Origin of the sequence: Pectobacterium fontis, assembly GCF_000803215.1 — a bacterium.
Lineage (GTDB): Bacteria > Pseudomonadota > Gammaproteobacteria > Enterobacterales > Enterobacteriaceae > Pectobacterium > Pectobacterium fontis.
In genome coordinates this window covers 91,897-117,228 of the sequence record NZ_JSXC01000034.1, presented here as the reverse complement: position 1 = coordinate 117,228, position 25,332 = coordinate 91,897, and the positions used below count along the sequence as shown (strand labels likewise).

The 25,332-nt window shown below is 53.2% G+C and carries 19 protein-coding genes; 4 read left to right on the top strand and 15 right to left on the bottom strand.

Annotated features, from left to right (window positions below; translation table 11 throughout):
- The first annotated feature begins 66 nt into the window (after positions 1-66).
- A complete protein-coding gene (argA, locus tag OI69_RS11730) occupies positions 67-1,410 on the top strand; it encodes an amino-acid N-acetyltransferase (protein ID WP_200886922.1) in 1,344 nt (447 codons plus the stop codon).
- 56 nt (positions 1,411-1,466) lie between these two features.
- On the opposite strand, the gene recD is transcribed toward argA, so the two are convergent.
- The 12 genes from recD to rppH form a co-directional block, all read right to left on the bottom strand.
- Entirely contained in the window at positions 1,467-3,329 is a 1,863-nt protein-coding gene (recD, locus tag OI69_RS11725) for an exodeoxyribonuclease V subunit alpha (RefSeq protein ID WP_039350488.1), read from the bottom strand.
- Positions 3,326-6,922 (bottom strand): exodeoxyribonuclease V subunit beta, encoded by a 3,597-nt coding sequence (gene recB, locus OI69_RS11720; protein ID WP_039350480.1) that lies wholly within the window; start codon positions 6,920-6,922, stop codon positions 3,326-3,328. Before recB ends, recD begins: the two co-directional genes overlap by 4 nt.
- Positions 6,919-9,879 (bottom strand): pitrilysin, encoded by a 2,961-nt coding sequence (ptrA, locus tag OI69_RS11715; protein WP_039350478.1) that lies wholly within the window; start codon positions 9,877-9,879, stop codon positions 6,919-6,921. Before ptrA ends, recB begins: the two co-directional genes overlap by 4 nt.
- A gap of 86 nt (positions 9,880-9,965) precedes the next feature.
- Positions 9,966-13,364, bottom strand: coding sequence for an exodeoxyribonuclease V subunit gamma (gene recC, locus OI69_RS11710; protein ID WP_039350476.1), 3,399 nt, complete (start codon positions 13,362-13,364; stop codon positions 9,966-9,968).
- Between the two features lie 60 nt (positions 13,365-13,424).
- Entirely contained in the window at positions 13,425-13,814 is a 390-nt protein-coding gene (locus tag OI69_RS11705) for a prepilin-type N-terminal cleavage/methylation domain-containing protein (protein ID WP_039350474.1), read from the bottom strand.
- The gene (locus tag OI69_RS11700) at positions 13,801-14,253 is read right to left on the bottom strand and encodes a YgdB family protein (RefSeq protein ID WP_235319679.1); all 453 of its coding nucleotides are present in this window, start codon (positions 14,251-14,253) and stop codon (positions 13,801-13,803) included. Before OI69_RS11700 ends, OI69_RS11705 begins: the two co-directional genes overlap by 14 nt.
- On the bottom strand, positions 14,250-14,879 hold the full coding sequence (locus OI69_RS11695; RefSeq protein ID WP_052198362.1) for a prepilin peptidase-dependent protein: 630 nt from the start codon (positions 14,877-14,879) through the stop codon (positions 14,250-14,252). The genes OI69_RS11700 and OI69_RS11695 overlap by 4 nt, the downstream gene beginning before the upstream one ends.
- The gene (locus OI69_RS11690) at positions 14,873-15,376 is read right to left on the bottom strand and encodes a prepilin peptidase-dependent protein (RefSeq protein ID WP_039350469.1); all 504 of its coding nucleotides are present in this window, start codon (positions 15,374-15,376) and stop codon (positions 14,873-14,875) included. The genes OI69_RS11695 and OI69_RS11690 overlap by 7 nt, the downstream gene beginning before the upstream one ends.
- Positions 15,377-15,551: 175 nt before the next feature.
- Complete coding sequence (thyA, locus tag OI69_RS11685; protein ID WP_039350465.1) at positions 15,552-16,346, bottom strand: thymidylate synthase; 795 nt, start codon at positions 16,344-16,346, stop codon at positions 15,552-15,554.
- A 34-nt stretch (positions 16,347-16,380) separates the two neighbouring features.
- Positions 16,381-17,247: a prolipoprotein diacylglyceryl transferase gene (gene lgt, locus OI69_RS11680; RefSeq protein ID WP_039350806.1), complete on the bottom strand. Its 867-nt coding sequence runs from the start codon at positions 17,245-17,247 to the stop codon at positions 16,381-16,383.
- A 206-nt stretch (positions 17,248-17,453) separates the two neighbouring features.
- Positions 17,454-19,700 (bottom strand): phosphoenolpyruvate--protein phosphotransferase, encoded by a 2,247-nt coding sequence (ptsP, locus tag OI69_RS11675; RefSeq protein WP_039350450.1) that lies wholly within the window; start codon positions 19,698-19,700, stop codon positions 17,454-17,456.
- Positions 19,701-19,712: 12 nt separating this feature from the next.
- A complete protein-coding gene (gene rppH / locus OI69_RS11670) occupies positions 19,713-20,246 on the bottom strand; it encodes an RNA pyrophosphohydrolase (protein ID WP_039350444.1) in 534 nt (177 codons plus the stop codon).
- A 696-nt stretch (positions 20,247-20,942) separates the two neighbouring features.
- On the opposite strand from rppH, the gene mutH reads away from it, so the two are divergent.
- The 3 genes from mutH (at position 20,943) to OI69_RS11655 (ending at position 23,209) form a co-directional block, all read left to right on the top strand.
- A complete protein-coding gene (mutH, locus tag OI69_RS11665; protein WP_039350441.1) occupies positions 20,943-21,635 on the top strand; it encodes a DNA mismatch repair endonuclease MutH in 693 nt (230 codons plus the stop codon).
- A gap of 121 nt (positions 21,636-21,756) precedes the next feature.
- A complete protein-coding gene (locus OI69_RS11660) occupies positions 21,757-21,963 on the top strand; it encodes a YgdI/YgdR family lipoprotein (protein ID WP_080752639.1) in 207 nt (68 codons plus the stop codon).
- Positions 21,964-22,168: 205 nt separating this feature from the next.
- Positions 22,169-23,209 (top strand): NADP(H)-dependent aldo-keto reductase, encoded by a 1,041-nt coding sequence (locus OI69_RS11655; RefSeq protein WP_039350436.1) that lies wholly within the window; start codon positions 22,169-22,171, stop codon positions 23,207-23,209.
- A gap of 58 nt (positions 23,210-23,267) precedes the next feature.
- Here the strand turns inward: OI69_RS11655 and OI69_RS11650 are convergent, their stop codons facing one another.
- From OI69_RS11650 to trmB, 3 genes are all read right to left on the bottom strand, one after another.
- Positions 23,268-23,981: a YggN family protein gene (locus OI69_RS11650; protein ID WP_039350433.1), complete on the bottom strand. Its 714-nt coding sequence runs from the start codon at positions 23,979-23,981 to the stop codon at positions 23,268-23,270.
- A gap of 148 nt (positions 23,982-24,129) precedes the next feature.
- Positions 24,130-24,474, bottom strand: a complete 345-nt coding sequence (locus OI69_RS11645) for a YggL family protein (RefSeq protein ID WP_039350430.1) — start codon at positions 24,472-24,474, stop codon at positions 24,130-24,132.
- Between the two features lies 1 nt (position 24,475).
- Positions 24,476-25,195 (bottom strand): tRNA (guanosine(46)-N7)-methyltransferase TrmB, encoded by a 720-nt coding sequence (trmB, locus tag OI69_RS11640; protein ID WP_039350413.1) that lies wholly within the window; start codon positions 25,193-25,195, stop codon positions 24,476-24,478.
- Positions 25,196-25,332 lie beyond the last annotated feature (137 nt).

The window sequence follows — 25,332 nt, the reverse complement described above, 5'->3', positions numbered from 1 at the left end:
TCTGGTGAATACTTCTTCTTGCCTTTTACGCCACAAAGAATAAAAATACATAAATTACGAATAAAAATGCAAAGAGGGCTCGCAGTGAAGGAACGTAGTACAGAACTGGTTCAGGGCTTCCGCCATTCAGTTCCCTATATCAATGCCCACCGGGGCAAAACGTTTGTCATCATGTTAGGTGGTGAAGCCATTGAGCATGCCAACTTCTCTAGCATCGTAAATGATATCGGACTGCTACACAGTCTGGGCATCAAGCTCGTGGTTGTTTATGGTGCGCGTCCTCAGATCGATGCCAACCTGACAACGCACCACTACGAGCCCCACTACCATAAAAACACCCGCATCACCGATAGCGCCACGCTGGAGCTGGTCAAGCAGGCGGCGGGGATGCTGCAACTGGATATCACCGCCCGGCTATCGATGAGCCTGAACAACACACCGCTGCAAGGTGCCCACATTAATGTTGTCAGCGGTAATTTTATTATCGCACAGCCACTAGGCGTGGATGACGGCGTGGACTACTGCCATAGCGGCCGTATTCGTCGTATTGATGAAGAAGCGATTCATCGCCAGTTGAATAGCGGCGCGATTGTCTTACTCGGTCCGGTTGCTGTTTCAGTTACCGGTGAAAGTTTTAATTTAACCTCGGAAGAGGTCGCGACCCAGCTCGCCATTAAGCTGAAAGCAGAAAAGATGATCGGCTTCTGCTCTTCGCAGGGCGTGACCAACGAAGAAGGCAACATCATTTCCGAGCTATTCCCGGATGACGCTCAGCAGCGTATTGATACGCTGGAACAGACTGGCGATTACCATTCGGGTACCGTCAGATTCCTACGCGGCGCGGTCAAAGCCTGCCGTAGCGGCGTACGCCGCAGCCACCTGATCAGCTATCAGGATGACGGCGCGCTGTTGCAGGAACTGTTCTCACGCGACGGAATTGGTACGCAGATCGTGATGGAAAGCGCCGAGCAGGTTCGCCGTGCGACCATCAATGACATCGGCGGTATTCTGGAACTGATCCGCCCTCTGGAAGAGCAAGGTATTTTGGTCAGACGCTCGCGTGAACAGTTGGAAATGGAGATCGACAAATTCACCGTCGTAGTTCGCGATAACCTGACCATCGCCTGCGCCGCGCTTTATCCGTTCCCGGAAGAAAGCATTGGCGAAATGGCCTGCGTCGCGGTTCACCCTGATTACCGCAGTTCATCACGCGGCGATATGTTGCTCGTACGCATTGCCGCTCAGGCACGTCAGCAGGGTCTGCAAAAGCTGTTCGTATTGACGACGCACAGCATTCACTGGTTCCAGGAGCGCGGTTTTTTACCCGCCGAAGTAGAGATGCTGCCGAAGAAAAAACAGGCGCTCTACAACTACCAGCGTCGCTCAAAGATTCTGGTAATGGATCTCTGAGTATCCCACTGCCGCCTTCACCTCGCGTCAAGGCGGCTCCCCGACAATGTCGTACCTCAAGCAAGCGACATTAACTCACGAATTCTTTCAGCCAAACCGCTGTAGCGCTGCGTTGGCGTTTTTACCGCCCGGCAGAGGATCCTGATGTCGGTATAGAGTGACAAACGCTGGCGCGCACGCGTGATCGCGGTATACACCAACTCCCGCGTCAGCACCGGTAGATAGTGGTTCGGCAACACCAGCGCCGTATGATCGAACTCCGATCCCTGCGATTTATGCACCGTCATCGCATAGGCCGTTTCATGCGGTGGCAGACGGCTTGGCGTGACATCTTTGGTTTCGCCATTCGGTAACGGGAAAAACACCCGCAGTTCCTCATTTTCCCCGTTCATAGCGATACCGATATCGCCATTGAACAGCCCCAATGCAGCATCGTTACGTTCAATCATCACTGGCCGGCCAGGATACCAGCGGTTAAGCGGATGACGACTGCGCTGAATTAACCCTGCCTGCTGCAAAGCCTGTTCGATACGTTGATTCAGCCCTGCGACGCCAAACGGCCCTTCGCGCAATGCGCACAGTTGCCGATAACGCTGGAAAGCGAGCAGCACGGCCTCCGGCGCCGCTCCCGTTGCGATAAGCGTTAGGTAATCGCGATATCCTTCAACACATTGCGCCAGCATGGCCTGATACTCTTCGGCCTCTGCCAATGGACTACAGGTGATATCAGCAAACTTGCCGTTCAGCACATCGCGCACACGAGCATCATCACCACCGTTCACCGCCAGCGCCAGTTGCCCAATGCCGGAATGCGGATCAAAACGATAGCTCCGGCGTAACAAACAGATACTGTCACTGACCGTCGTCTGTTCCTCAGAGCCATTTTCGTCAAGCACACAGCCCGTCAACCGCTGCAATTGCTGCGCCCGCGCACGGCTATAGCCCGCCTCGGCAAAACGACAGATATCACCTAGCACCGCTCCCGCCTCGACAGAGGCCAGTTGATCGCGATCGCCCAGAAAGATGATTCTGGCCTGTGCCGGAAGCGCGGCGATAATATTCGCCATCATCGGCAAGTCAACCATCGACGCCTCATCGACAATCAATACATCCAGATGCAGTGGATTGTCCTGATGGTGGCGCAGGCGTTGGCTATCCGTCACCGCCCCCAACAAACGATGCAAGGTTATCGCCTCCTGCGGGAACGCTTCCCGCTGCCGAGGATCGACAGCCAGACGCTGCAAAGCCTGCCCCAGCGACTCCGTGAGCCGCGCGGCCGCTTTCCCGGTGGGTGCCGCCAATTGAATACGTAGCGCCTCTCCCGTATTCAACTCAATCAATGCCGCCAGCAGCCGGGCAACCGTCGTGGTTTTCCCCGTCCCCGGCCCGCCGGAAATAATCGCAATGCGGCGCGTCAGCGCAACGGCTGCCGCCACCTTTTGCCAGTCAATCACTTCGCCCGTATCAGGAAATAACCGATCCAGAACCGCCCGAATCGCTGGCTCATCAACCACTATCGTATCGCGCTCGCTGGCAATAAACTGCGCCACGCGACCTTCGCTCTGCCAGCTACGCTGCAAATACAGCTTTTCTCCTTGCAACACCAGCGGTGTCGGCATGCTGCCATCACTTACCGCACCACACGCCAGCAAACGCCGCTGCCAGTCGGCAACCGCACTAACGCCAACTGCCGTAAGTAACTGCTGCGCCAGTTCGGGATCGCGACCGTCAAATAGCGTCTGTGCTTGCAAATTTTCCAGTGGTAAACAGACATGCCCCGCCCCCGAGTGGGCGCTCAAACAGGCGACTGCCAGCAGCAGATCGGGTTGCGTCTCATCATCTGCCAGCATTCTGGCGAACTGAACATCCAGCGGGCGCAGCAGTCGCCGCGCCAGTGCCGTTTCAAGTAACGCAATCATGAGGGAATTCCTGTATCAGTCTGGTCAGGTGCTTTTCCCTTAAAGACATCTCCCTTAAATAAAGCATCAAGCCCAAAAACAAACTCAGCGGAGGGACGAAAAGCAAAGATGCCATTACCGGGGTGGGATACTTCAACGCCACGTAAAAACAGATAAAACACGCCGCCAAAATGGCGTTCATAGTCGTAATCCGCAATCCGGTGACGCAGATAGCGGTGCAGCGCCAGCGTATAGAGCTGATATTGCAAATCATAGCGATGCTCAGCCATCGACCGCATCATGGCCGTTTGGGTATAGGCACTGGCATCGGGGCCAAGCCAATTCGATTTATAATCCAGCAGGTAATAACGTCCTTCCCAGCGGAACACCAGATCGATAAACCCTTTCAACATGCCTTTAACCTGCTGAAAAGAGAGCGTCGGACACTGTGCAGATAACGGATCGTGATGTTTTGCCAACTGATCGAGTTGCGCCGCCTGTATCGGTGCCTCAATGGGGATATAGAACTGTAATTCAGCCTGTTTATCCGCATTATCCAACGCCGATAACGTTATCCCTTGTTCATTAAGCGGCGTACACAAAAGCGAGTCCATCCATGCCTTCAACACCGGATGCCAGTGCGCTTCAACTCCCTGTCGCTGCAACTGCTCAGCCAGCCAACCATCATCGATGGGCTGGGTAAAATCCAGCGTTTCAAACAGGCTATGCAAAAATGTCCCCGGACTCGCACCGCGCGGGAACGTATGCGGGGTCAGTTGGCTTTCATCCGCTTCCTGACGTTCACCAATCGCTTCAATATCCAGACGTGGCACCAGATCCTGTGCACTTGCAGAGCCATGTTGCTGAAGTCCCGAATAGCTGGTCACACGCCAGCCGTCACGCAATTGACGCGCAATGTGCCGAGCCTGTAGTTCTGTCAATTCTGGTCTATCCGGCTGCCAGCGCTGTGCTTCCACCGTCAGGAGTGGTGTCACGGCGACCCCCTCCCCCGCCATTCCTTCCAGTTCGCTGACTAACGTGGCAACTTCCGCTTCTTTACCCCGTTGGAGCAAATAACCCAGCGCGCTGTGGTGCATATCGCTGCCGCCATCTTTCTTACGCGATCGCTGAACAGGGGCAACGCCAACGCTACAGTGGTAGATAGAACGGGTCAGCGCGACATAGAGCAAACGTAAATCTTCCGCCAGCCGCTCTTCTTCTGCCAGCACCTGACTGTCTTCGTGATTTTGCAGATCCAACACCGCCTGATAGTTCTCACGATCGTGATAAATCCCCTGATCCTGCACGCGGAAGTTACTGATAAACGGCAGCCACACCAGCGGGTATTCCAGCCCTTTCGATTTATGGATCGTCACGATCTGCACGAGGTGGCGATCGCTTTCCAACCGTAGCTGCTGACTCTCTGCCTGTGGATTAGGCTGGACAATCTGCTGCGATAGCCAGCGCACCAGCGCGTGTTCACTATCAAGCGTGGCAGAAGCATCCTGCAATAACTCACCAATATGCAGAATGTCGGTAATACGGCGTTCCCCATCCGCACTCGCCAACAGGTTTTCCGCCAGTTGATGTTGACTCATCAACGCACGCAGCATCGGCAGTACGCCTTTCTGCCGCCACAACGTGCGGTAACCAGCAAATTCATTCACCAGCGCGTCCCACACCGATTCGATCTGCCCTAACGCATCAACCTGTTCAGCATCCAACCCCATCAGAGCCGTCGCCATGGCACTGCGTAACGTGCGTTCTTGCTCCGGTGCCAGCACCGCCTGCAACAGCCACAGAATATCGCTGGCCTCCGGCGTGCCGAACACGCTATCGCGATTGGAGAGATACACCGAGGGAATCGCCAAACGGCTCAGCGCATCACGAATCAACGAGGCTTCACGTCGGCTACGCACCAGCACGCTCATGTCGGATGCTTGTACCAAACGTCGGGAATCATCGTTGACCAGCCAGGCTTCATGACGCTGGCTGGCCGCCAGCCAGTCACGAATCTGCGCCGCGCACTGGCGTGCCATCTGCTGCTGATAATCCCCCACACCAATCGGTTCCACACCCGTTAGCCAGAATTGCAGTGCAGGCTGAGGCTGTCCGGCGATTTCAAAGACTAAACCGCGCTTGGATTCGGCAGGCGTGACCGGCAGGAAAGGAATGTTGTGGAAAATAAAAGGATATTCGAGGCGCTCAAAAAGACGATTAACGCCGTGTACCATCTGGTGTGACGATCGCCAGTTCGTGCCCAACGTATAGTGCGCAGCCACTTCGCCACGCGCATGCATGTAAGTAAAAATATCCGCACCGCGAAACGCATAAATAGCCTGCTTAGGATCACCGATCAACAACAGCCCACACTGCGGCTGCCCGACATAAAGCGTTCGGAAAATACGGTATTGTTGCGGGTCGGTATCCTGAAACTCATCGATCATCGCCACCGGATAGCGCTCGCGAATCGCGCTGGCAAGCCGTTCCCCACCCGGTTGTTGCAGCGCGTCATCCAAACGGCTCAGCAGATCGTCAAACCCCAGTTCTGCACGCTGCCGTTTCTCCTCACGCACTGACTCCCGGATCGCCGACAGTGCGCGAACAATCACCAAATCACGCAGCGATAATGGCGTTGCCAGCAGCCTCTCTGTTTCCTCAAATAGAGCATGAACGGGCGGCTCGCCTTTCTTCGTCTTCTCAATGAGCGTGTTCTGAGCAAATCTCACCAGATCTTTCGGCAACTGATAATCCAGCGTCGTCTGCTCTGCCCACAGCGTCACTTTTTGTAACCAGTTGGGAAGATGCCTGCTGCTATAACTGCGTTTATCAACGCCAGAAGCACTAATCAGCGCATCTAACTCCGACGCTGACGCCAACCAATGCTGCTTGTACGCATCGATCGTCAACACGATCTTCTCATGTCGGCTCAGCAGCGTTTCGTCTTCTTCTGGCGGCAAGCGAAACACAGGCGCTTCACCATGCAAATAAGGAGCCAGATCGGCCAGCAAATTTTCCGGCCCCTTCCACTCCAGCCCGACAATACGTGCGACCTCTATCGGTAACGGATAGCAATAACGACGCCAGAAATCGGCACAGGCCTGACGGCGTAATGGCTGTTCATCTTCTATCAGCACCTGCTCGAAAAGCACGCCGGACTCAAAGGCATTAGTACTGAGCATACGCTGGCAGAAGCCATGGATTGTGTAGATCGCGGCTTCATCCATCTGTCGTTCGGCCGCCAGCAACACGTCGGCCGCATCGCGGTGATCCGCAATCTCCGCCAGCAGTTGCGCCAGAGAAACATCTTTATGCGTCCCCGCCTCTTCACCCTGCGCACTTTTACGCAGGCAGGCGATACGCAGGGCGTGGATTCTTGCACGAATGCGCTCACGCAGTTCTTCGGTCGCGGCCTCCGTAAAGGTCACCACCAGAATTTCCTCGACCAGTAGAGGACGTGGATACGCAGCCTGCTTGCCCAGCCCCAGCAGTAATCGCAGGTAGAGTGCCGCCAGCGTATACGTTTTCCCCGTTCCCGCCGATGCCTCAATCAGCCGCTCTCCCAGGAGCGGCAACGTCATGACGTCTAATGATTGCGGCACGGTGTTCTTCATTCTGCGGAAACCTTACTAACCACTTCCGATGTCGGCGCATCTGCTGCTGGCCGTGCTGCTGGCGCAGGGATCATGGCAGGTGCTTTCTCACGCGGCAGCGTTTTCTGCAATGAAGATGCATCCGGGTAGGTATGCCATCCTTTCGGTGCGGCATAGTCTGCTTTACCGTGATGGCTGCCGGAAACCTGCGACAGCACTGCCAGACCCTCAGGCTTCAGCGCCTGCTGGAAAAAGTCTGCCAGTTGCGTTACCGTCAGCGGCTTAATTTGCTCCAGTAGCTTCTCACGCGAGTCAAAAGCAAAGTTTTCGCGATCCAAATCGTTACGCAGCCGGCTGGCCTCTTCGCCCAATGTTTGCGGGCGCTGACTCAGTTCATTCATCACGCCTTGCTTATATTGCGCGAACTCTTCTTCACTCATTTCACGCAGTCGTTTTTGCGCTTTCAGGTAAAAGTCTTCATAGCGCTGATACAGATAAGCGGGCTGTTTGCTGTTGCTCTGCAACAGAAAACCGATCCCCATTTGTCTACCAACCGACACCGGGAAGGCGAACACGGCATAGCCCAACTGCTCCTCTGTTCTCAGTTGGCTATAGAACCAGGGCTGAACGATCTGTCCCAGCACCGAGCTATACGCCATACTTTGCATTTCTGAGTAACCCGTTGGTACATACACCGCTGCTAACGCGGAATCCGTGCTGCTGCCCGGGCACTGTAGATTAGCAAGCTGTGGCTTACTGACTTTAACATCATCGCTGCGCGAGAGATTTTCACCCTTAGCCTGCAAATGTACTTTTAGCGTCTGTGCCAACTCGATGACTCGCTCTGGCGTCAGATTACCGACAACCAGCATTTCTGGCGTGGCTTTTTGCAGCAGATCGTTGCGGTAATCGATAACATCCTGCAAACCAATGTCTTTCAGCAAGTGACGTCGCTCGCCGCGCTCGAAGTAAGGCAGTTGCGACACAGATTGGATCGGCTGCATCGCCTGTTCAAAGGCTTTCGATTTTTCAACCGCATCCAACTGCTGCAAATACCAGGATTTCGCCTGCTCCAATTGTGCCTCTGTCGGGGTAAAGGAGGCGTAGCCATCTGCTAACGTGAGTAATAGCTGTGGTAAATGCTGGGTATAGCCATCAGCACTAATCACCAAACCATCATTGCTGCGGGTAGAGAAGCTGATGCCGCCCACTGAGGCCTGATAGCTGAGTTCATCCAACGCCAGCCCTGCCAGATAGTCATTTAACGCGAACAGCACCTGATTGCGGGCGGTACTGCGCGCTTCCTGGTTACGCAATAACAGGGTGATTTCCGCTTTCGGTTCATCGGCGAAATAGTGACTTGGCATATACAGCACACGCAATGCAGGCTGATTCAGCAGAAGCATCGGTTTGGTTATCGATCTATCCGCGTTGATCAGAGAAAAATCATCGGGAATATAGGGATTGATCGTCGGCAACGACAACGACATTTTCTGCCCCAGCGTTTTCCATTTTGACAGGGTGGCCGACGAGATCTTATTCATCTCATACGGCGCATCGACAAAATAGGCCACCTTGTTATGTGGCTCATTCGGGCTGATAACCCAAACACGCGCATTCTGCGGCGTCATCTCATCCAGCCGTGCGGCGATAGCCTTCGGATCGTAGCGATCCGCAACATACTGCGCATCCAGCGTATGTTCGACGGGTACGCGCAGCATGGTATCAACCAGCCATTCGATGTAATCCATATCCCGACTGATAGATGGGTAGCGGAAATCCAGATCCAGAACGTGTGCGATCTCATCAAAATAACGCTGTTGAATCCCCTCAGTACGGATTTGTTGCAGGTAGCGGAATATCGCCGCGATCACCTCATCACGCTGCGCCAGCCCCTTATCCGTCAGCGAGACTGAAATAGCAAACATGCTGCCGTTACGGTCGATGAGCGGTGAAGACCCCGCGCCGATAGACTCAACCAGCCCTTCCTTTTGTAACCAGTCAGAGAGCGTATTCTGGCTGCGATTGCCAAGCAGGTAGCTAATGTAGGTATCCGTTTTGCTGCGAAACGCCTGACTAATATCGCTGACGCGAAATTCAATACGCAGTTGTTTTCTCGGCTGTGCAGGAACGTAGTGAATCATTACGCCACGCTGCTTCTCCGTCGTGACAGGAACAGTAATTGCGGGAACGCTGGCGTGATGATTGGCAATACGCCCGAAAGTATCAACCGCCAGTTTTGCCAGTTCAGGCAAAGGCTGATTGCTGTAAATCACCCCTTTCATCAGGTTGGCTGAATAGTATTTCTGGTAGAACTTCACCAGTTCATCATGCAGTTTGCTGCCGGGCTTATCGCTCAGAGTTTCAAGGTTTCCCCCTGAAAAACGTGCGCTTGGGTGCGCCGGATTCAGCGTCTCCGCCCCCACCTGTGCCATGCGGTGGCCGTCGCGCGAACGCGCCATCGTTAATTCCGCATTGACTGCATTACGTTCACGATCGGCATTCACCGGATCGAGCAGCGGTTCTGCAATCGCATCGGCCATCCGATCCACCGCAGGGCGCAGGGCGTCATTTTCGACTTCCAGATAAAACGCCGTACGGTAAGACGCTGTGCTGGCGTTGTGACTGCCGCCATGCTTTTTCAAAAATTCAGACAGTGCCTCCGGCTCTGGATAACGTTTCGACCCCATCAGCACCATGTGTTCGAGGTAGTGCGCCAATCCTAGTTGGTTATTAGGATCGTCCAGCGAACCAATAGGCAACGCCAGTGATGCCAACGATTTGGGTGCTTGCGGATCGGAAACCAGCAGCACGGTCATTCCGTTATCCAGTGTGATCGCCTGATATTGCCGCGGATCTTTTTCGCTTTTTCGAATGGTCTGGGCCAGCGGCTGCCAGCCTGTCTCTGCCCAACTTGCCGGAAGCCAGACGGTGAATAAAAGAAACCACCCGGTGATCCAGACCCACTGTTTACGCATGCAATTCTCCAACCTCATATCCACCACTTTTCACGTTGCAGTGCGTTATCTTTTCGCACCTCGAAACCTATTCAGGCACACGCCCATCAAGCCAGATTAGAGCGGAACGCTGGCAGTAGCCAGGTTTGCGCCGCTTCAATCACCTCATTCATACGTTTTTCATCCAACTCACGCACAATACGTTGCAGGTAATAATCCTCACCTTCACCTGGCATCGCCATGTTGCCCTGCCAGGCTTGCAGCAAACGGGTACGCGCTTTGTTCTGCGTTTCCTCATCCACTCGCAGGCTATCACTCTCGCGATCATAACATTCAGCCAGCCAGGCGCTCCCCGCTCTATTGAGCAGTAACAACGGCTTGACCATTCCCTGACGATACCCATCGAGCATAATGGTCAGAGATTCTCTGGCCTGCGTTTCCGACAAAGCAGCAAAGCGCCATGCCGTTTCTTCCCGACCATACAGGCGGCTTTCTCCTTGCCCCCCCGTCGCACAGTAGGCCAGATGTTCCAACCACAACGTAATACCGTCCTTCATGGAAATCGTACCCGGACGCCAGCGCAGCAAGCCATCCGGTTGAACCTGATTCAACCACCCGCTAACGCGCACGCCGCCAAGAAGGATATCGACTTCCCGACTTACCGACAGAGATGGGGTTAGCTCATTACGCACACGAGCGGCTAGCTGCGCCATATCCTGCTGCTGATCCTGCCAGTAAATTTCACCGAACGCCCCATAGGGCAGTTCGCCTGCGGCTTTGGCACGACGATACAGTTTTTCCGTATCGCCTTCATTAATCAAGGTATTAAGCAATTCGCTATTCAACTGGTAGCGGTTAAGGCTATCAACTACAAAAGGTTCTTCATCCAGCAGTTCGTCGCTGTGCAGCATGAAACTCACGCCAAGCCGCAGTTGAAAAAAAGCGCGCACAGGATGACGATAAAAGCGTTTCAGATCGTCCAGGCTAACGTCTCTATCACTTTCCCTTTCGGGCAACGCCTCACGATCAAAATCTGGCTGCGCTTCCCCTTGCCGGTTCGCCGCCGCCAGCCACTCCGTCGCAAAGCTTAATGGCTGCGGTGCCGACAGGAAGTTATCCGCATCGAAAGGCATACGGGTATGTTCACGGCAGAGGTGCTTCACCACCTGCTCCGCGCTGCTATCAATATCCCGAGCTTCATCACCCGGCAGGACATAGCTTTGTGCAATATATTCCGTCAATTCGCTGACCAACACGGACGGATAGCGCCGCGTATTATCCTGAATCGAGCGTCCGATATAGCTGATATACAGTTTGTGCTGTGCCGACAGAAGCGCTTCAAGAAACAGGTAGCGGTCATCATCGCGTCGGCTACGATCGCCACGCTTGATCTTCCTGCCCATCAGATCGAACCCGAGTGGCGGCAGCGTTCGGGGGTAAACACCGTCGTTCATCCCCAGCAAACACACGACCTTGAACGGAATGGAACGCATCGGCATCAGCGTACAAAAGTTGATCGCGCCAGCCAGAAAACGCTGGCTGAGCCGTTCCTGATCGAGGCGCCGTGATAATTCATCACGTAGCCGGGATATCGGCACCTGCTGTGGGTAATGCGCTATCGTGCCCATGCTAATCACGTACTGCCACTGTTTTTCCACCAATGCCAACGCCGCTTCAGTCTCGCTATCAGCATCAAAGAAAGTGTCGAGCAGATCTCGACAAAGCGGAAGCCAGTCGACAAGCACACGCGGCTGAGACAGGCGCTGACGCCATTGGTGAATCTGCATCAGCAGTTCGGCCAGTTGACCGGCGAGTTCCGCAATCAAACCGCTGGATTCATCGTAAGGCAGCACGCCCTGCCAGTCACCGACACGACTGTCCATCGCATAGCCCAGCAGCATTCTCGTCAGACCAAAACGCCACGTATGCTGCCCCGTTGGCGGCAGCATCAGATCGCGCACGTTGTCGTCATCCAATCCCCAGCGCACGCCCGATTCCACCACCCAGAGGCGCAGACGCCGAAGCCCTTCTTCCTGAATACCGAAGCGTGCAGCCAGCGCGGGCACCTCAAGCAAGGCCAAAACTTGTTCTGCCGTAAAACGGCTGGTGGGTAAATCCAGCAGGCTAATGACCGCCTGCAAGGCAGGATGTGCATGTCGTGCACGCTGATCGGAGAGAGAAAAAGGCAAGTAGCGGTTATCCGGCGCATTGCCAAACACCGCCTGAATAAACGGCGTATAGCTGTCGATATCTGCCATCATCACAATCACATCGCGCGGCATAAGCTCAGGGTCATCCGCCATCATGGCAAGCAGCCGATCGTGGAGCACTTCCACCTCACGCTGTGGGCTATGACAGGCGTGAAAATCAACCGAACGATCGTCGAGTGCCAGCAGGCGTTTTTGCGTGCTGGTGTTCTGCATCTCGTGGCTCACCGCCACCACCGCATGGTCTTCCAATTCAAGAATATCGCGCTGTAATGTCTGTAGCAGATTTTCGCAATCTGACTCAACAAAGGCATCGATTTCCTGCACGTTATCCAATTCAGCCAGCAGATAAAGGTTATCTCGTCCCAGTTTTCCCCACGATGCCAGCAACGGATTATTAATCGCCTGCTGACCGTCGTCGTTGAACAACATTTCTGCCCGTGCGGGATCGTGAAATAACGGGCGGGTTTCATCAGTTTGCTCGCCGTCAAAACGGTGCAAACGACGATGGCGGGCTTTTAGCTTCGCCAGAAACTTATAATCCTGGATATCACTCCAGTAATGGCGGCAGGGATTGGTGAATAGCAGGTGTACGTCAATGTGTCGCGCCAGCGCGTTCAACGCCTGTAAATAGATAGGAGGTAACGCCGAAATACCACAGATAAAAACGCGTGGTGGCATACCTTGTGGACAGGTTTTTGCCTGTTCCAACGCCTTGATAAAACGTTGGTACAAAATCGCATGGTGCCATTCAGGCTGCGCCAGCTTGCGCGTGTAATCCACCAGTGCACACCACAGCGCCGACTGCCACAGTTGGTTACCGCCGAGATCGTCAACCTGTTTTCCCTCTTGCCACGCCTTGATCCACTCAGGGCGATAAATCAGGTATTGATCGAAAAGATCCGCCACGCGTCCCGCAAGCTGATGCAGCTTGCGCTGGTTATCATCATCCTGCAAATAGTGGTTAAGTGCCGAAAAATCAGGCTGTGACAACAAATCGGGCAACAAATGCATCAACTTCCACGTCATCGCATCCTTGCTGAAAGCGCTTTCTTTTGGAATATCTGGCAGCACATGGCGACACATATTCCACAAAAAAACGCCGGGCAGTGGGAATTGAATATTGGCGGCAATGCCAAAGTGCCCAGCCAGTTCAATTTGTAACCACTGCGCCATCCCCGGACTTTGCACCAGAATCACTTCCTGCTGGAAGGGATCCGCAAGCGGCTGACGCGTTACCAGTTCAACCATCAGTCTTTTCAGGATATCCAACTGATTGGAGTGATAGATTCTAAACATTCTGGCTCCTGCTCGCCGCTGGTTACAATTGATAATGCATAGTTTATCCAAACACACCGACTACACAGGCGATGACCGGCAAAACCAGCGGTTTAGTGTAGCCTGATAGCGCCGTGGCGTCATGACTCTTGCCGTTACCTGACGGCATTCTCCGTTCTGTAGCTGCTCCGACACACTAAACTGCCAGTTTTTACCTGGAAGCGACACGGTATTATCAACGTCAGAGGGATAAGACACACCCGCTTCATAGGCTTCCAGTTGCTGTATCGCCAACCGCCAGGCCTGACGCTGCTGCCACTGGTGCTGAAATGACTGCTGCAAGATCTGGTGATATTGCAATAACCCCATCAGCGACACGGCAAACAGCAGCGCCGCCACCAGCGTCTCCGGCAGGCTAAAACCGGATTGGTGATTCACGCATCTGTTGTTCACTGCGTTATTCCGTTGCATCACAGCGCGCCACATCCTTATCCGGGCAAAAATCCAGCCAGCCGTTACCCAATGGCTGAATCGCTATTTGCCCCGACGACAGCGACAAAAATGACACACGCTGGTACAGCGTCAAAGGCCGCGCAGCGGGGAGCATTCCTTCACCACGCAGTAATCCCTGTCCCCCATCCGAAGCCGCACGCAGACACACCACAAGCTGTTCTGCCGACCACTGCTGGCACTGCCAGCTTTCCGTTAGCGCATTCCAGCGCTGCCCTCTTCCCCAATTCAGTGAGGACAATGCCTGATTGAAAGCGCGCAGATAATGCCGTTCGTCGTTTCCCACCTGAATGGTAGTATCAAGCTGGCGTTGCAAACCGGACATCAACAACAGACCGATCATGGCGATGAGCAACACCATTGCCAACGTTCCGCTTCCCTTTTGCTTGCCTTTTCTCATTGGTTACGTCCGAGTATGATGCGAGTGATATGTTGCCGAACGGCAGGGCGTTTAGCCCAATAACCCGCCAACTGCAATTCATACAGCGCCACATCATGCTGCGCGACCAGACGCTGTAGCCGAAATACCGTGAGCACCACCTCCTGCGGATCAAACAGTTTTTCCCACCTGTCCCCCTGACAACTGTGCGCTCCGCTTTGAATTTCCAATGACCGACTACGCAGGCGATAGCCAAAAGACTCAGCATCCTGCTGTTCTCCACCGTCCCAAACCCCATTTCGGTTCAGATCATAAGAGACATTCAGACAACTGTTTTCCGCTTCACCCGGGTAATGTCCTATGCTGAGCGCTTTTCCCTGACAGGTTCCCGCACAAAAGCCCGCCCGGCGAACATCCTTCTCAATCCCCATCGCAACCTGACTGAACAACTGCTCCAGTCGAAAAAGCTGTGCACTGTCCTGACTTTGGCTACGTAATAGCGGATACCACTGCGCCGCCGATAGCATAATCAGGCTGCCTAAACTCAATGCCAGCAGGATTTCTGGTAATGTAAAACCGCGTTGCCCCGCCAGCCCCCACGCGGTTTTCCTTAGCATGATTTGCCTCAACACGCTCTGCTTCAGCATAGTGGAATCGCCAAGACCGCTTGTGACTCACTACACAGGCGCATGCGCCCCCTCACCGAGATGATGAGACGCAACTGACCCGCAGCGTTCGACAGTGAGATGTGCCCAGCCTGTGCAGCATTGCGTAAGCCAAAGAACGTAAACACATTGCTGGTGAACGTTGCCAGCACAATCTCTTGCGTGCGGCGAACAAACTGCCCCGAATGATTTTCACGGCACACATCCTCTGCCTGCTTTTCATGCTGACCCGCCACCACGCACCACAACTCCCCTTGTGATATGAGCTTCACTGTACGGGTTTCGTTATGCCAATAGGCATTCGCCTGAACCCGACTCAGAAAATCCAGCAGTTGCTGCGCACTTTGCTCCAGACGAATGGCCTGCTGATACTGAATCCAGCCATGCAGACCGCCACCGGCCATCAGCGCGACGATCGTCAGCACCACTAATAATTCCAGCAAGGTAAATCCCCGCCCTTGTCGATTTTCTGTTTTCATGGCGTCAGGATAATGAGTCTTATCAGTAAAAACAGTGTATTAACGGCGTTATACGCGGCGGTTCGCAATGTTTTACTGCAACGATGTAACAACAAAAAGCAGGCTGCGGGGAGGTAGGGAAAATGAGGACGCAAAAAAGGCCGCATGACGCGGCCCAGAAAAACATGGGGACGTTTTAGATCGCAACCGGTGCTTTGATGGCAGGATGCGGATCGTACCCTTCGATGTCAAAATCCTCGAAACGGTAGTCAAACAATGTATCCGGTCGGCGTTTGATCACCAGTTTAGGCAACGCGCGCGGTTCACGGCTCAGTTGCAAATGCGTCTGTTCCATATGATTGTTGTACAGGTGCGTGTCGCCACCCGTCCAGACGAAATCACCCACTTCCAGATCGCACTGCTGCGCCACCATATGCACCAACAGCGCATAGCTGGCGATATTGAACGGCAAACCCAGGAAGATATCGCACGAACGTTGATAAAGCTGGCAAGAGAGTTTGCCATCCGCCACATAAAACTGGAAAAATGCGTGGCACGGTGCCAGCGCCATTTTATCTAGCTCACCCACGTTCCAGGCCGATACGATAATACGGCGAGAGTCTGGATCCTGTCTCAGTTGGGTCAGGACATTCTTCAACTGGTCAATCTGACGGCCATCTGCGGCGCCCCATGAACGCCACTGCTTACCGTACACTGGCCCCAAATCACCGTTCTCATCTGCCCACTCGTCCCAAATGCTGACTTTGTTTTCATGCAGATAAGCAACATTGGTATCACCGTTCAAAAACCAGAGCAGTTCATGGATAATCGAACGCAGGTGGCATTTCTTAGTGGTAACCAGCGGAAACCCGTCCTGCAAGTTGAAACGCATCTGATGACCGAAAATAGAACGCGTACCCGTGCCGGTACGGTCGGCTTTCGGCGTGCCTTCTTCAAGCACTTTCTTCATCAGATCCAGATACTGTTTCATACTACCTCACCACAAAATTAAAAAAGACAGCGAACTATTGCTGTGCAGGCTGACGGCGATAAGCCCAGACCATCATCAGAATACCGGCGATCACCATCGGCAGAGACAGGATTTGTCCCATGCTCAACAGGTTGAGAAACAGCCCCAGTTGCGCATCCGGCTGACGGAAGAACTCAGTAATGATTCGGAACGTGCCGTAACTAATCAGGAAAAGCCCGCATACGCTGCCCATCGGCCGGGATTTACGAATAAAGAGATTCAGAATGATAAACAGCGCCACACCCTCTAGTAACATCTGATAAAGCTGAGAAGGATGACGCGGCAGCATGCCGTACTGATTGAAAATCGCCTGCCACTGCGGGTTACCGACGGCCAGCATCATATCTTCACTACGCGAGCCTGGAAACAGCATCGCCCACGGCGTGTCCGTCGTCACGCGTCCCCACAGTTCGCCGTTGATGAAGTTGCCCAAGCGGCCTGCACCAAGCCCGAAAGGAATCAAAGGTGCAATAAAATCAGCAACCTGGAAGAAATGGCGTTTGGTTCTGTGCGCGAACCACAGCATCACGCCGATGACGCCTATTAGGCCACCGTGGAACGACATGCCGCCATCCCAGACTTTGAAAAGATAGAGCGGGTTTTCAAGAAATGATGGAAAGGCATAAAACAGAACGTAGCCCAAACGCCCGCCGACAAAGACGCCAAGGAACCCCATATACAGCAGGTTTTCGACTTCATCTTTGGTCCAGCCACTACCCGGTTTATTTGCCCGACGCACCGCCAGCCACATGGCAAATACAAAACCCACCAGATACATCAGCCCATACCAGTGCAGCGCCAGCGGGCCAATTGAAAAAAGCACTGGATCAAACTGAGGGAACGTCAAATAGCTTGTCGTCATCATTCACCACATATTTTATTGTGTTATCCCTGTTTGCGGGATCGTCATTGATAGGCAAAAAGCAGGAGAATGCATCCGTTCCTGCGAACCGCGGTGGCAAATCATAGCATACGCACCCGCGCTCGTTGCTTGCTGAGGGGAAAAGTTCTGTAAAACATTACTACTCGTCATACTTCAAGCTGTATGGGCGTTGGCTGCGTTACTGATTAACGACCACCGCGAATCAAGCCGCCCAGCCCGCGTTCTTCCATGAAAATTGCCGCCCACTGCCGGACTTCCGTTGCGCTCTGTGCGCTCAACAATTGCTTCACCAATGTCTGCGACTCAGCCAGCGTAATCTGACGCAGCAGATATTTAATTCGCGCGACGCTGCGCCCGTTCATACTAAGCGAACGATATCCCAGCGCGGTCAGCAGCAGTGCCCCCAGAGCTTCTCCCGCCATTTCACCGCAGACGGAAAGCGGAATGTCATAGCGTTGGCATTCGACGGCGATCATATTCAGCGCTTGTAACATGGAAGGATGCAGGCTGTCATAAAGTGACGCCACATGCGCGTTATTGCGATCCACGGCTAACAGGTACTGCGTAAGATCGTTAGTCCCGACCGAAACAAAATCGATACGGGAAGCTAAATGAGGGAGCAGGAACAGCATCGACGGCACTTCGATCATAATCCCAATGCGCGGCTTGGGCTGTGGGAAGCCCAGTAATTCCTCGACCTCATTCGCCGCCTGTTCGATCAGCCGACGCGCTTCGCTGATTTCATCCAGACTGCTGATCATCGGCAACAGGATATTGAGGTTGCCGATATGCGCGTTAGCACGCAGCATGGCACGCACCTGAATCAGAAAGATTTCAGGCTGGTCGAGCGTAATACGAATACCGCGCCAGCCAAGGCACGGATTCTCCTCGCTTATCGGTAGATAAGGCAGTGGCTTATCCGCACCGATATCCAGCGTGCGCAGCATCACCGGGCGCGTAGGATAGAGCTGCAACATGCTTTGGTATTGCGCCATCTGCTCATCTTCGGACGGAAAACCGTTTTGCAGCATAAACGGGATTTCCGTGCGGTACAGCCCTACGCCATCGACCTGATTGATAAAACGTTTTTCGTGCTCGGCGCTTAACCCCGCATTCAGCATAACCTGAATGCGCTCACCGCTTTTCAGCACGGCAGGTTGCTCCATTTCGCCTTCGGCAAGGCGGGTCAGTTCATGTTCTTCCGTCAGCAGGCGCTGGTATTCCTGCACCAGCACAGGTTCGGGATCGACCAGTAGTTCACCGCGATAGCCATCGATGATCAGTTGGCGCTGGTGCAGCAGCTCAGGCTGAATATCCGCGCCAACCAGCGTCGGAATGCCCATGGCCCGCACCAAAATCGCCGCATGCGAATTGGCCGCGCCGTCATAGACAACCACGCCAGCCAACCGCTCCGGCGGCAATTCCGCCAGCAGCGTGGCCGTTAATTCGTCTGCCACGAGGATGAAACGCTCAGGCCATTGCCCCATGATTTGCGCGTTGTCGTCGAGGTGGAACAGTAGCCGCTGCCCTAACGCTCGCAGATCGCCCGCGCGCTCACGCAAGTAGGTATCCTGCAAATTGGTGAACTGCGCGGCAAAACGTTCAATGACCAGTTTGACGGCCCACTCAGCAGCATTGCCCGCATCCACTTCCTGAAACAGTTCACGCTTGAGCCGCGCATCATTGAGCAAGTGCGAGTACAAATCGAAAATCGCCGCGCTCTCTTTCTGCGCGCTGGCGCTAAACCGTTTACTGAAACGACGGAATTCCGCCGTTGCCTCTTCCAATGCTTGCGTTAAACGGGAACGCTCACGTTCGCTGTCCAGACTCGATGCAGGGAAAATCTGTTCCAGAGAAGGTTGGGTGCAATCCTGCCAGCCGGGAGCAATCGCCACACCGGGTGCGGCGACCAACGCCTTAACACGCGTCTGACGGTATTGGCCAAAGAGTGTTTTTATCTGCGAAAGGGAAAGGATCGCGGCCATCTGTGTAGCCAGCGTCACCATGAACGATTCTTCGTTTTTATCAAACTGACGATGTTCACGCTGTTGCACGACCAGCACGCCTAGCAGGTGACGACGGTGGATAATAGGCACACCAAGGAAAGAGCGAAAATGTTGCTCTTTCACGGCAGGAATATATTTGAAGCTGGGGTGTGTGCGGGCATCAGCCAGGTTGATAGGCTCAGCGCGTTGCCCAACCAGCCCGACAATGCCTTGCCCAAACGCCAGTGTGACCGTACGCCCACGCGGTTTCTTCAACCCACGCGTCGCCATCAGGTAATAACATTGACGATCGTGATCGGCCAGATAAATGGAACAGACTTCCGTGTCCATCGCCTGGCAGGTCTCATTGACCAGAATGTCCAGCGCATCACTGAGGCGGGCCGTTGCCGCAACGTTTTCGACAATTTCTCGCAAGCGCGTGAGCATAATGTGCCTGAATTACCCTCTTTTCCGCCGAGGACCGGATGGAGTCGCCACCCGCGCCGCAACACTCTCCTGGAGCTGGATCACCGGGCTGATAAATTCTTTCATCACGCGACGATACACGTCCCGCTTAAAAGAGACGACCTGACGTACCGGATACCAGTAACTCACCCAGCGCCAACCATCAAACTCTGGCGTGCCACTGCTCTGCATATTGATATCCGACTCATTACACATTAACTGTAGCAAAAACCATTTCTGCTTTTGGCCGATACAGACCGGTTTTGTATCCCAACGCACCAAACGCTTCGGTAATTTATAGCGTAACCAGTTGCGGGTAGATGCCAACACGCGCACATCCTTTTTTCTTAACCCGACCTCTTCAAACAGTTCGCGGTACATTGCCTGTTCAGCACTTTCACCGGGGTTAATCCCCCCTTGTGGAAACTGCCATGAATGCTGACCATAGCGCCGGGCCCACATCACCTGCCCCTGCCGATTACAAATTACAATACCTACGTTTGGGCGGTAGCCATCATCATCGATCACCGGACTACCTCGATAAACATCAATGCAAAGATAACCTGATTGTTTCACACTCCCGTCAGGTGGTAAACCACTGCTTAGAAAGCATGTGATACTAATAAAATTAAGATAACCCACAGATAAGATCAAAGTTATAAACACATGAAGACTGGAATCCGCAATTTATTCACTTTTTCTGTGGACATCTTTGTGCAGAACCCATGAAGAAGTGAGTAAAACTCATTTTTCATGAAGAAAAAACACTACTGTAAATTAAAAAATAGTGCTTTCTATTCATTAAATTACAAACCATTTTAATTGAAATCACGCCCCCCTATTTTTTGTTCAAATGGCATACGATGCAAGATTGGCGAAAGATCGCACTATGTCGATTTTATCCACAGGCAATACCTCAAAGTCAGGCAATAAATAGGCAAAAACAGCAAAAAGGCGAGGAGTCAAGGCTGTAAATCGAACCAGTAATTCATGTTTATGTGGGTTATCCAAGAAATCTGTGGATAACCTAGTGTAAGATCCTGTTTATTGTCGGTGGCTAGTCGTGCACAGTTTGTGAAACGATGTTAAGTGATCGCCATCACACTGAAAAAAAGTACTACGAATCATGCTATTATTGTTTCTCTCCACAGTCTTATAGGCTGTGTATCGGTATCCTCTATCCATTGTATTTTTTTTGAGCGAAAAAATATCGGACTATACGCTATGAATTCACCCACGGTTCACTCGACTACGCCACCAAATGAGCAGGCTTTGCTGGAACGCGCGCACTCTCTCGCGGGTTATAATCTCGCGGAATTAGCAGACATCGCTCGTCTGCCCCTTCCCGCCAATCTGAAACGGGATAAAGGCTGGATTGGTGTCTTGTTGGAGCGCTTTCTGGGCGCAAGCGCAGGCAGCAAGCCCGAGCAAGATTTCCCTGACATCGGCGTTGAGCTAAAAACTATCCCGATTGATGAACAGGGCAAGCCGCTGGAAACCACCTTCGTCTGTGTCGCACCGTTAACAGGTAACAGCGGTGTGACGTGGGAAAGTAGCCACGTACGGCACAAGCTCGCCAGGGTACTGTGGATTCCGGTAGAAGGCTCGCGACACATTCCACTGGGAGAGCGCCGTATTGGTACACCGCTGATCTGGAGCCCGAATGAAGAGGAAGAGGAACAGTTGCGCTGCGATTGGGAAGAGTTGATGGATCTGATTGTGCTTGGTCAGGTAGAAAACATCACCGCCCGACAGGGTGAAGTGCTACAGCTACGCCCCAAAGCGGCAAATAGCCGGGCATTAACCGAGGCGATTGGCGAGTTTGGCCAACCGATTCTGACCTTACCGCGCGGCTTCTACCTGAAAAAAACCTTTACCGCGCCGCTCCTGGCTCGCCACTTTATGCAGGTTAAGTGACACAAAATTATTCCCTCAAAACGCATTTTTGCCATTATTCCTACGTTATCCCCCGCGCCCCTTTGCTAGACTCACCTTAGGTTTTTGCATTTATTAACGGGTTAATACGATGAAAATACGGATGAAAATGGCAGTTACACTGGCATTATTATTCACCCTTACGGGCTGTTCCAGCGACTACGTGATGGCGACGAAAGAGGGGCAAATGCTCTTAACGCAGGGAAAACCGGTGCTGGATAACGATACCGGGCTGCTCAGTTATACCGATGAACAAGGTAATCAGAAACAAATCAACAGCGCCCAAATTTCCCAAATCGTGCAGCGCTAACCGCAGCTTTAGCCCGATATGTCCTCCATCGGGCAGTGCTTTCCTGCAAAATCCTGCCCAGGGTAACAGAAGAGACTTCCCCACTCGCCACGGCTTGGTTATAGTCGAATTCAGGTGTGTTTTCCCAAATTCATTGGAATCGCAGCAAATCATGCGGAGATGACGGGAAATACATCTGCTATTTTCAGACATAAGGAAGCTGGCAATGCAATATCACCGTATTCCCCATAGTTCTTTAGAAGTGAGCGTGCTGGGTCTTGGTACGATGACCTTTGGCGAACAGAACAGCGAAGCTGACGCTCATGCCCAGTTAGATCACGCCATTGCCGCAGGTGTTAACCTGATTGACACAGCAGAAATGTATGCCGTTCCTCCACGCCCGGAAACGCAGGGGCTAACTGAGCGCTATATCGGTTCCTGGCTGAAATCCCGTGGAGGACGTGAAAAACTGATTGTGGCCAGTAAAGTCTCCGGCCCTGTGCGCGGAAACGATCACAGTATTCGCCCACAACAGGCGCTCGACAGAAAAAATATTCGTGCGGCGCTGGATGCCAGCCTGCAACGCCTGAACACCGACTATATCGATCTCTATCAACTGCATTGGCCACAGCGCCAGACTAATTGCTTCGGCAAATTGAACTATCAATATACCGACGACAAACCGGTCGTGACGCTGCTGGAAACGCTGGAAGCACTAAATGAGCAGGTGCGTGCCGGTAAGATCCGCTACGTTGGCGTTTCCAACGAAACCCCGTGGGGGGTGATGCGTTATCTGCATCTGGCGGAAAAACACGATCTGCCACGCATCGTGTCGATCCAGAATCCCTATAGCCTGCTGAACCGCAGCTTTGAAGTCGGTTTGGCGGAGGTCAGCCAGCATGAAGGGGTTGAACTCCTCGCCTATTCATCGCTGGCATTCGGTACGCTGACGGGGAAATACCTGAATGGTGCGAAACCAGCTAACGCACGTAACACGCTGTTTAGCCGTTTCACCCGCTATACGGGGACTCAGTCTCAGTTAGCCATTGCCGAATATGTCGCGCTGGCGCACAAGCACGGCCTGAATCCAGCGCAGATGGCATTGGCGTTTGTGCGTCAGCAACCGTTCGTCGCCAGTACGCTGCTGGGTGCGACCACGCTGGAACAGTTGCAAATCAACCTCGACAGCCAGAACCTGACGCTGGACGGCGAGATCCTCGATGAGCTAGAAGCGATCCACCGTCGCTTCACGTTCCCAGCACCATAACGCAAGAAACCGGGCATCGCCCGGTTTTCTTTTAATGCGTGTACAGAACGTTGAAGAATTATTTCAGCGTCTGCAACAGATCTTTGCGCTGGTTTTCCAACGATGTGACGCGGCTACATACGTCATTGCCAAAGCGTTGGAACTCCAGTTCCTGATTATTCCACTCGGCCTGAATCGCTTTCTGCAAACCGCCGAGGTTACCCATCATGGCCTGTAACGGGTTACCGCCGCTGGACATCTGTTTCACCCCCATCTCGTTCAGGCTATCCTGCAAAACGCCGCCCATGCTTTGCTGCACGATCTGTTTACCGTCTTGCTCAACCTGTTTAATCGCCTGATGGTGGAACGTCAGGCCATCGCTGCGGTGCTCGATAATACGGTTCATCTGCTGTTTAAGCTGTTTATCCAACGTAGTCAGACGATTGCGCACATTGCTGTCGCTGCCCAGTTCCTGCACGATCACGTTATCCAGCGCGACCCGCGCTTTTTCCAGATGCTGCTGCGCGCCCTGATCGATCCACGGCAACTGCTGGCGTAAATCTGCCTGATAGGCTTTGGCTTTCTGGCGCTGTTCAGCGTTAAGAGTCAGTGGCGTTCCGTTACGGACAATATCGCCCTGTGGGGAAAGCTGTAAATTGCCGCTGGCACCCACGACCTGTACGTGCTGTGGACTAATGATGATGTCGTCCTGCGGATTTACGTTGCACTGGTAGGCCGCCTGCGCGTGCCAGGACAGCAACATCAACACACCCAAAGTCATTTTACGCGACATATTTTCTCCTGAAGAAAACAACGGCAGTAGCGGGAGAGCGGCAATCTACGCCTTGATGAAGAGAATGATGCCTGAGCCAACATCCGCTCAGGCCTTTTTGCTTAGATCAAAGCGTTTACTTAAAAAAACGCTTTGATTTCAATCGACATTACAGCAGGTTTTCCGGCAGATCCCACCAGATATCGAACAGGTCGCTGACTTTCACATCCGTCAGTTTCTGCTCTTCTAACCAGCGGCTAACCAGTTGGCGGTGCTCTTCGGTACAGTGCCCCAGCTTTTGCAGACAGATCAGGCCTTCCCATTGCAGATAGCCGCTGCCTTCAAATGCCAGCCCCTGTGGTTCAATCACGTCATCGACGAACTTATCCATCAGTTGATCGATGTCTTCCACGCTAGTGCCTTCTGGAAAACGGAAGCTGACCGAAAAACCTAATTCCTGAAACTCATCAATGTGAAGTTTTTTACGTAAACGACGGCTACGAGCTTGTGCCATTTTATTTTATCCTCTCAAACATCAGATCCCATACGCCATGCCCCAAACGCTGGCCGCGCGCTTCAAATTTCGTCAGCGGGCGGGACTCCGGCCGCTCAACGTAGTCATTCTTATCGGAAAGGTTGCGATACCCGGCAACAGACGTCATCACTTCGAGCATGTGTTGCGCATAAGGTTCCCAATCTGTTGCCATATGGAACACACCGCCAACCTTTAGTTTGCTCTGTACCTGTTCAACGAAAGGCACCTGGACGATGCGGCGTTTATTATGGCGGGCTTTGTGCCACGGATCGGGGAAGAAAAGTTGCACCATGGACAATGAACCATCGGGGATCATGTTCATCAGCACTTCAATCGCGTCGTGGCACATCACACGCAGATTGTTGATGCCCGCCTCCTGTGCGGAAGCGAGGCACGCTCCTACGCCTGGAAGGTGAACTTCAATACCGAGGAAATTCTGCTCGGGATGCTGTGCCGCCATTGTCACCAGCGAGGCGCCCATCCCAAAGCCGATCTCCAACACCACTGGCGCGTCACGACCAAATAATGATTTAAAATCAACCGGCTCGGTCTGATATTCCACGCCCATCACCGGCCAGTAGTTATCCAGCGCCAGTTGTTGCCCATTGGTCAAACGCCCCTGACGGCGAACAAAACTGCGGATACGACGCATCGGGCGTCCGTTTTCATCAAATTCCGGTGAAATGACGTTGTTAATCATAAAGAGTGCTTACTTGCTGTCCGATTTCGTTAAGGAAACGCGCATTATGCAAGGATACCGTGGTTTAGCAAGCCCACCGCCTCGGAAAGTTCCGGTTTACAGCACATTCACTCTGTGCTGGAATCGCTGTCAAACTT

Coding starts and splice junctions, on each gene's coding strand:
- argA (WP_200886922.1), top strand. CDS start 67: ATGCAAAGAGGGCTCGCAGTGAAGGAACGTAGTACAGAACTGGTTCAG.
- recD (WP_039350488.1), bottom strand. CDS start 3,329: ATGATTGCGTTACTTGAAACGGCACTGGCGCGGCGACTGCTGCGCCCG.
- recB (WP_039350480.1), bottom strand. CDS start 6,922: ATGAAGAACACCGTGCCGCAATCATTAGACGTCATGACGTTGCCGCTC.
- ptrA (WP_039350478.1), bottom strand. CDS start 9,879: ATGCGTAAACAGTGGGTCTGGATCACCGGGTGGTTTCTTTTATTCACC.
- recC (WP_039350476.1), bottom strand. CDS start 13,364: ATGTTTAGAATCTATCACTCCAATCAGTTGGATATCCTGAAAAGACTG.
- OI69_RS11705 (WP_039350474.1), bottom strand. CDS start 13,814: ATGCAACGGAATAACGCAGTGAACAACAGATGCGTGAATCACCAATCC.
- OI69_RS11700 (WP_235319679.1), bottom strand. CDS start 14,253: ATGAGAAAAGGCAAGCAAAAGGGAAGCGGAACGTTGGCAATGGTGTTG.
- OI69_RS11695 (WP_052198362.1), bottom strand. CDS start 14,879: ATGCTGAAGCAGAGCGTGTTGAGGCAAATCATGCTAAGGAAAACCGCG.
- OI69_RS11690 (WP_039350469.1), bottom strand. CDS start 15,376: ATGAAAACAGAAAATCGACAAGGGCGGGGATTTACCTTGCTGGAATTA.
- thyA (WP_039350465.1), bottom strand. CDS start 16,346: ATGAAACAGTATCTGGATCTGATGAAGAAAGTGCTTGAAGAAGGCACG.
- lgt (WP_039350806.1), bottom strand. CDS start 17,247: ATGACGACAAGCTATTTGACGTTCCCTCAGTTTGATCCAGTGCTTTTT.
- ptsP (WP_039350450.1), bottom strand. CDS start 19,700: ATGCTCACGCGCTTGCGAGAAATTGTCGAAAACGTTGCGGCAACGGCC.
- mutH (WP_039350441.1), top strand. CDS start 20,943: ATGAATTCACCCACGGTTCACTCGACTACGCCACCAAATGAGCAGGCT.
- OI69_RS11660 (WP_080752639.1), top strand. CDS start 21,757: ATGAAAATGGCAGTTACACTGGCATTATTATTCACCCTTACGGGCTGT.
- OI69_RS11655 (WP_039350436.1), top strand. CDS start 22,169: ATGCAATATCACCGTATTCCCCATAGTTCTTTAGAAGTGAGCGTGCTG.
- OI69_RS11650 (WP_039350433.1), bottom strand. CDS start 23,981: ATGTCGCGTAAAATGACTTTGGGTGTGTTGATGTTGCTGTCCTGGCAC.
- OI69_RS11645 (WP_039350430.1), bottom strand. CDS start 24,474: ATGGCACAAGCTCGTAGCCGTCGTTTACGTAAAAAACTTCACATTGAT.
- trmB (WP_039350413.1), bottom strand. CDS start 25,195: ATGATTAACAACGTCATTTCACCGGAATTTGATGAAAACGGACGCCCG.